Annotated in this window: 8 protein-coding genes; 4 read left to right on the forward strand and 4 right to left on the reverse strand. The window is 73.3% G+C overall.

The genetic code is table 11. The annotated features are described in order from the left end of the window. Positions 1-7: 7 nt before the first annotated feature. The 4 genes from FXF50_RS25585 to FXF50_RS25600 form a co-directional block, all read right to left on the reverse strand. Complete coding sequence (locus FXF50_RS25585; protein ID WP_148431490.1) at positions 8-883, reverse strand: metal ABC transporter permease; 876 nt, start codon at positions 881-883, stop codon at positions 8-10. Then, positions 883-1,644 (reverse strand): metal ABC transporter ATP-binding protein, encoded by a 762-nt coding sequence (locus FXF50_RS25590; protein ID WP_148431491.1) that lies wholly within the window; start codon positions 1,642-1,644, stop codon positions 883-885. Before FXF50_RS25590 ends, FXF50_RS25585 begins: the two co-directional genes overlap by 1 nt. Beyond that, on the reverse strand, positions 1,641-2,585 hold the full coding sequence (locus tag FXF50_RS25595; protein ID WP_148431492.1) for a metal ABC transporter substrate-binding protein: 945 nt from the start codon (positions 2,583-2,585) through the stop codon (positions 1,641-1,643). The genes FXF50_RS25590 and FXF50_RS25595 overlap by 4 nt, the downstream gene beginning before the upstream one ends. Before the next feature lie 70 nt (positions 2,586-2,655). Beyond that, a complete protein-coding gene (locus FXF50_RS25600) occupies positions 2,656-2,913 on the reverse strand; it encodes a DUF6703 family protein (RefSeq protein WP_148431493.1) in 258 nt (85 codons plus the stop codon). Positions 2,914-2,940: 27 nt separating this feature from the next. Here FXF50_RS25600 and FXF50_RS25605 point away from each other — a divergent pair, with 27 nt between their 5' ends. The 4 genes from FXF50_RS25605 to dusB all read left to right on the forward strand — a co-directional run bounded on the left by FXF50_RS25605 (position 2,941) and on the right by dusB (position 6,558). Then, positions 2,941-3,282, forward strand: a complete 342-nt coding sequence (locus FXF50_RS25605; RefSeq protein ID WP_091319331.1) for an antibiotic biosynthesis monooxygenase — start codon at positions 2,941-2,943, stop codon at positions 3,280-3,282. Between the two features lie 25 nt (positions 3,283-3,307). Beyond that, positions 3,308-3,841 carry a hypothetical protein gene (locus tag FXF50_RS25610; RefSeq protein WP_148431494.1) on the forward strand — a complete coding sequence of 178 codons (534 nt, stop codon included), beginning with the start codon at positions 3,308-3,310 and terminating at the stop codon, positions 3,839-3,841. Between the two features lie 113 nt (positions 3,842-3,954). Next, on the forward strand, positions 3,955-5,334 hold the full coding sequence (locus FXF50_RS25615) for a glycine--tRNA ligase (protein ID WP_148431495.1): 1,380 nt from the start codon (positions 3,955-3,957) through the stop codon (positions 5,332-5,334). A 51-nt stretch (positions 5,335-5,385) separates the two neighbouring features. Beyond that, the gene (gene dusB / locus FXF50_RS25620) at positions 5,386-6,558 is read left to right on the forward strand and encodes a tRNA dihydrouridine synthase DusB (RefSeq protein ID WP_148431496.1); all 1,173 of its coding nucleotides are present in this window, start codon (positions 5,386-5,388) and stop codon (positions 6,556-6,558) included. Positions 6,559-6,667: the final 109 nt, after the last annotated feature.

Here is a 6,667-nt window from a genome sequence, read left to right on the forward strand (position 1 = left end):
GACGGCCTCACCCCAGGACCACCTCGTGCTCCGCCGGCTCGGCCACGGGCGCGGCGGCCGGGCGGGTCCGCCGGCGCAGCGCCCGCCGGCCGGCGGCCAGCAGCGCCACCACCAGGAACGAGCCGATCGCCAGCAGCACCACCGAGGCGCCGGGCGCGGTGTCGGCGCTGGCCGCCACCCAGACCCCGGCGCCGGCCGCGAACAGCCCCAGCGCCATGGCCGCCGCCATGGTGCTCCGGAACCCCCGGGTCACCTGCTGCGCGGTGGCCACCGGCACCACCATGAGCGCGCTGATCAGCAGCACACCGACCGCCCGCATGGCGATGGTCACGGTCACGGCGGTGCCCACGGCGAGGAGCAGGTTCAACGCCCGCACCGGCAGGCCGGAGACCCGGGCGTACTCCTCGTCGTGGCAGACCGCGAAGAGCGCCGGGCGCAGCGCCAGCATGGTCACCAGGATCGCCACGCCGAGCACACCGATGGTGATCAGGTCGGCCGGCGACGTCGTGGTCAGAGACCCGAAGAGGTACGCGTTCAGCGATCCGCTGCTGGCGTCGGAGAGCCCGACCAGCGTCACGCCGCCGGCGATGCCGCCGTAGAACAGCAGCGCCAGGGCCAGGTCCCCGGAGGTACGCCCGCGCGAGCGGACCAGTTCGATGACGATCGCGCCCAGCGTGGCCGCGACGACCGCGACCAGCACGGGGGAGCGGTTGAGCAGCAGCCCGGCGCCGACGCCGGTGAGCGCCACGTGGCCGATGCCGTCACCGATGAGCGCCAGCCGGCGCTGCACCAGGTAGATGCCGAGGGCCGGGGCGGCCAGCCCGATGACCAGCGCGCCGACCAGGGCGCGCAGCATGAAGTCGTACTGGAAGAAGAGGTCCATCACATGCTCCACAGCCCGGCGGGCTCCTCGTCGCAGTGCGGGTGCACGTGGTCGTGGCCCGGCTCGGCGTGGTGCCCGGCCGGCTCCGGCACCGCGCCGTCGTGGCAGATGCCGCCCTGGTGGACGACGACGGCCCGGCTGATCAGCGGGCGCAGCGGCCCCAGCTCGTGGGCGACCAGCAGCACCGTGCCGCCACCGCCGCGGAAGTCCCGCAGCGCGGCGGCGAACGCCTCCTGGCTGGCCGCGTCCACCCCTGCGGTCGGCTCGTCGAGCACCAGCAGCTCCGGCCGGCCCGCGAGGGCCCGGGCGATCAGGGTGCGCTGCTGCTGGCCGCCGGAGAGGGTGGCGACCGGGTCGCCGGCCCGGTCGGCGAGCCCGACCGCGCGCAGCGCCGCGGCCACCGCCTCCCGGTCGGCCCGGCCCGGCGGGCGCAGCACGCCCCGGCGGGCCAGCCGCCCGGAGGCCACCACCTCGCCCACCGTGGCGGGCACGCCGCTGCCCGCGCCGAGCCGCTGCGGGACGTACCCGATGCGGTGCCACTGCCGGAAGCGGCGCTGCGGCGTGCCGAAGAGGGCGACCGACCCGGCGCCCAGCGGCACCAGGCCGAGCACGGCGCGGATGAGCGTGGACTTGCCGGAGCCGTTGGCGCCGAGCACGGCGACCACCTCGCCGGCGGTGACGGTCAGGGAGACGTCCCGCAGCACCGCCCGGCCGTCGTAGCCGACGGCGGCGTGCGCGACCTGGATCACGGGTTCGGTCATGAGCAGTCCAAGGCGGTCCGCAGGGTCTGGAGGTTGGTGCGCATCGCCGAGAGGTAGTCGCCGTCGGCCGGCGGGCCCTCGATGGGGTCGAGCACGGCGGTCTTCGCCCCGACCTCCCGGGCCACGGTCTCGGCGACCTTCGGGCTGACCAGCGTCTCGAAGAAGATGGTGGTGGCACCGTGTTCCCGGGCCTCCTTCGCCACCTCGACGAGGCGCCGCGGGGAGGGCTCGGCGTCCGGGCTCAGGCCGGTGATGCCGACCTGTTCGAGCCGGTAGCGGGCGGCCAGGTAGCCGAACGCGGTGTGGCTGGCCACGATCTCCCGGCGCTGGCAGGTGGCCAGGGCCCGGGTGTAGTCGGCGTCGAGCCCGGTCAGCTCGGCGCGCAGCGCCGCCGCACGGGCGGTGAAGTCGGCGGCCCGGTCCGGGTCGATCTTCCCCAGCCGCTCGGCGAGCCGGTCGCCGACGGTGGCCAGCCGGGTCGGGTCCAGCCAGAGGTGGGGATCCTTGCCGCCGGTCTCCTCCCCGTGGCCGTGCTCCCCGCCCTCGTGCTCGTGGCCGCCGGCCGCGGCGTCGAGCAGCGGCTGCACGCCGGCGACGTCGAAGGCGCGGTCGCCGCCGTTCTGCTCGACCGCCTCGTCCACGGCCGGCTGGAAGCCGGCGAGGTAGACGATCAGCTCTGCGTCGACCACCTGGCCGACCTGCCGGGGGTTGAGTTCGAGGTCGTGCGGCTCGGCGCCCGGCTTGGCCAGGTTGGTGACCGTGACGGCGTCGCCGCCGATCTTCTCGGCGAGGAACTGGAGCGGGTAGAAGGCCGCGACCACGTCGACCCGGTCCGGGTCGCTCCCGCCGCCCCCGCCGTCCGAGCAGGCGGCCAGGCCGCCCAGGCCGAGCAGGGCGGCGGTGGCGGCGGCGAGGACGCGGCGGGCTGAGCGGACGGTCATGAGACTACTGTCCGCGATAACGAAATTGATTGTCAAAAACGCATGATTGCATGTCTGCGCAGGTCAACTGTCAGAGCAGCTTCGCCAGCGCGATCGCGATGAGCAGGGTCAGCATGAGCAGCCGGAGCACCCGGGTCGCCGGGGACTGCACCGGCCAGGTGACGGTCATCAACCACACCAGCCCCCCGGCCAGCGCCAGCAGCACCACGCCACCCGCCGCGCCGGGCGCGAAGAGCCCCACCAGCACCAGGACCAGCGCGGCCAGGAAGACCGTCGTCGGGTTGAGCCGGGCCAACCGGGACAGCACGGGACTCTGCGTACGCTGCATGCCACAGACTCTACGAGGAGGAAGCCGGTGCTGGTCACCAACCGGTTCGTGGTGGACGCCGACGGGGCGGACGAGTTCACCCGGGAGGCGCACGCCGCCCTCGCCGCGCTCGCGGCCCGCCCGGGCTACCTGCGCGGCGAACTGCTCCGCGCGCTGGACGACCCCGACCACTGGTGCCTGATCACCGAGTGGGAGTCGGTCGGGGCGTACCGCCGGGCGCTGGGCGGCTTCGACGTCAAGGTCACCGCGGTGCCGCTGCTCGCCCGGTCGGTGGACGAGCCCTCGGCGTACGAGACACTGGCCAGTGCCGCGCCGGACGGCGAGATCGTCGTGGTGGCCAGTGATCGGGCCGCAGGTCCTTACCGCTGATGCCGGGGGCACTACCCTGGCGCGTATGACCGCTCCCGGGCCGGCCGCCCCACCACCCCCGCCAGCGTCGCCGGGCGAGCCGGCCGTTCCCGCGCCGCCGCCCGGCCCCGGGGTCGCCCCGCCCTTCGCCGCCCCGCCCACCGAGGGCGGCCGGGCCCGGCTCTGGCTCGGCCTCGGCGTGGGCGCGCTCGCCGTGCTGCTCTGCTGCGGCGGGGGCGGCGCGGCCGTGGTGGGGCTGGCGGTGAGCAACGTGCAGGCCGTCGAGGAGCAGGGCCGCGCGGTCACCGACGACTACTACCAGGCGCTCGTCGCGAAGGACTGGTCCAAGGCGTACGACCAGCTCTGCGACGACGCGCGGCGGCGCGAGTCCCGGCGCGAGTTCGAGCAGCGGGTGGCCACCGAGCCGCAGGTGTCCGGCTACCGGGTGGGCGAGGTCGACACCACCACGCTGACCGTGCCGGTGGACGTGACCCTGGCCGGCGGCAAGCGGGAGGCGCAGACCGTCACGCTCGCGCCGGACCAGCAGACGGGCGGCATGGAGGTGTGCGGGGTGAGCTGACCGGGCCCCGGTATTCTGCTGGGCTCGGGCCCGCGGTGGTCGTACCGTTGTCCCGAGCCGTCCGGTTTCACTCACAGCACCCCCGCCGACCGCCAGCCGGCGTAGGAGGAAACATGCCAGCCGACCGTATCGACGCCGTCGTCAGCCTCGCCAAGCGCCGGGGCTTCGTCTTCCCCTCCAGCGAGATCTACGGGGGCACCCGGTCGGCCTGGGACTACGGTCCGCTCGGCGTCGAGCTCAAGGAGAACGTCCGCCGGCAGTGGTGGAAGACCATGGTCCAGCAGCGCGACGACGTCGTCGGCCTGGACTCCGCGGTCATCCTGGCCCGCCAGGTCTGGGAGGCCAGCGGCCACATCGCCGAGTTCGTCGACCCGCTGACCGAGTGCCAGTCCTGCCACAAGCGGTTCCGCGCCGACCACCTGGAAGAGGCGTTCGAGGCCAAGCACGGCCGGCCGCCGACCTCGCTCAGCGAGATCAACTGCCCGAACTGCGGCAACAAGGGCACCTTCACCGAGCCGAAGATGTTCAACGGCCTCATGAAGACCTACCTCGGCCCGGTGGAGAGCGAAGAGGGCCTGCACTACCTGCGCCCGGAGACCGCCCAGGGCATCTTCGTCAACTACAAGAACGTGGAGACGGTCGCCCGCAAGAAGCCGCCGTTCGGCATCGCGCAGACCGGCAAGTCGTTCCGCAACGAGATCACCCCGGGCAACTTCATCTTCCGCACCCGCGAGTTCGAGCAGATGGAGATGGAGTTCTTCGTCGAGCCGGGCACCGACGAGAAGTGGCACGAGTACTGGCTCTCCGAGCGCTGGAACTGGTACCTCGACCTGGGCCTCTCCGAGGAGAACCTGCGCTTCTACGAGCACCCCAAGGAGAAGCTCTCCCACTACTCGAAGCGCACCGTCGACATCGAGTACCGGTTCCAGTTCGGCGGCACCGAGTTCGCCGAGCTGGAGGGCATCGCCAACCGCACCGACTTCGACCTGTCCACGCACAGCAAGCACTCCGGCGTGGACCTGTCGTACTTCGACCAGACCAAGGGCGAGCGCTGGATGCCGTACGTGATCGAGCCGGCCGCCGGCCTCACCCGCGCGGTGCTCGCCTTCCTGCTCGAGGCGTACGACGAGGACGAGGCCCCGAACACCAAGGGCGGCGTGGACAAGCGCACCGTCATGCGTTTCGACCCGCGGCTGGCCCCGGTCAAGGTGGCGGTGCTGCCGCTGTCCCGCAACGAGGCGCTCTCGCCGAAGGCCAAGCAGCTCGCCGCCGACCTGCGCAAGCGCTGGGTGGTGGAGTTCGACGACTCGCAGGCCATCGGCCGCCGCTACCGGCGGCAGGACGAGATCGGCACCCCGTTCTGCGTGACCGTCGACTTCGACACCCTCGACGACAACGCGGTGACCGTGCGGAACCGGGACACCATGACCCAGGAACGCATCTCTCTGGACCAGGTCGAGCGCTACCTCATCGAGCGCCTGCCCGGCTGCTGACGCTGGTCACGGGGCCCCGGCCGGTCGGTCGGGGCCCCGTACACTTGTGCGGTGACCGCCCCGACCCTGCCCGCGCTGCGCCCGCTGACCCTCGGCCCCCACGAGGTGTGGCCGCCCGTCGTGCTCGCGCCGATGGCCGGGATCACCAACGTGGGCTTCCGCCGGCTCTGCCGGGAGCAGGGTGGCGGCATCTACGTCTGCGAGATGATCACCACCCGGGCGCTGGTCGAGCGGAACCCGAAGACGCTCCGCATGATCGCCTTCGGCGCCGACGAGCACCCGCGCAGCCTCCAGCTCTACGGCACCGACCCGGAGATCACCGCCGCCGCCGTGCGGATCGTGGTCGAGCGGAACCTCGCCGACCACATCGACCTCAACTTCGGCTGCCCGGTCCCCAAGGTCACCCGCCGCGGCGGCGGTTCGGCCCTGCCGTGGCGGCGCCGGCTCTTCGCCCGGCTGGTCAAGGCCGCCGTGGACGCCGCGTCCCCCGCCGGGGTGCCGGTCACCGTGAAGATGCGCAAGGGCATCGACGACGACCACCTGACGTACGTCGAGGCCGGCCTCGCCGCCCAGGACGCCGGCGTGGCCGCGGTCGCCCTGCACGGGCGTACGGCCGCGCAGCGCTACTCGGGCACCGCCGACTGGGACGCCATCGCCACTCTCAAGCAGGCGCTCGACGTGCCGGTGCTCGGCAACGGCGACATCTGGGAGGCCGACGACGCGCTCCGGATGGTCGCCCACACCGGCGTCGACGGCGTGGTGATCGGGCGCGGCTGCCTGGGCCGGCCGTGGCTCTTCGCCGACCTGGAGGCCGCCTTCAACGGCCGCACCGAGCGGCGGCTGCCGAACCTCGGCGAGGTGGCGGCGACCATGCGGCGGCACGCCGAGCTGCTGGTCGACCAGTTCGTGGCCGGCGCCCGCAACCCGGCCCGGGGCGAGCGCGACGGCTGCACCGACTTCCGCAAGCACGTCGCCTGGTACCTCAAGGGCTTCCCGATCGGCAGCGAGCTGCGCCGCTCCCTCGCCATGATCGACAGCCTGGCCCAGCTCGACGACCTGCTCGGCAAGCTCGACCCGACCGTGCCGTTCCCGGTGGAGACCCTGGGCCAGCCGCGCGGCCGCACCAACTCCCCGGGCAAGGTCTTCCTGCCCGACGGCTGGCTGGCCAGCCGCGACGACGACACCCCGCCGGACGGCGCCGAGCTGGACGACTCGGGCGGCTGACGCGCGAAAAAGGGCCCGACCCCGTGAGGGGTCGGGCCCTTTCGCGTGTTGCTCGGATCGTCAGGAAGCGGAGTAGCCGCGGGTGGCGATCCAGTCGGCGAGGTTGTCG

The sequence above is a fragment of the Micromonospora sp. AP08 genome, assembly GCF_008085935.1.
GTDB classification, from domain to species: Bacteria; Actinomycetota; Actinomycetes; order Mycobacteriales; family Micromonosporaceae; genus Micromonospora; species Micromonospora chersina.

Excerpts from the sequence above, each read along its gene's own strand:
- FXF50_RS25590 (WP_148431491.1), bottom strand. The coding sequence starts at position 1,644 with ATGACCGAACCCGTGATCCAGGTCGCGCACGCCGCCGTCGGCTACGAC.
- FXF50_RS25595 (WP_148431492.1), bottom strand. The coding sequence starts at position 2,585 with ATGACCGTCCGCTCAGCCCGCCGCGTCCTCGCCGCCGCCACCGCCGCC.
- FXF50_RS25600 (WP_148431493.1), bottom strand. The coding sequence starts at position 2,913 with ATGCAGCGTACGCAGAGTCCCGTGCTGTCCCGGTTGGCCCGGCTCAAC.
- FXF50_RS25585 (WP_148431490.1), bottom strand. The coding sequence starts at position 883 with ATGGACCTCTTCTTCCAGTACGACTTCATGCTGCGCGCCCTGGTCGGC.
- FXF50_RS25610 (WP_148431494.1), top strand. The coding sequence starts at position 3,308 with ATGACCGCTCCCGGGCCGGCCGCCCCACCACCCCCGCCAGCGTCGCCG.
- FXF50_RS25615 (WP_148431495.1), top strand. The coding sequence starts at position 3,955 with ATGCCAGCCGACCGTATCGACGCCGTCGTCAGCCTCGCCAAGCGCCGG.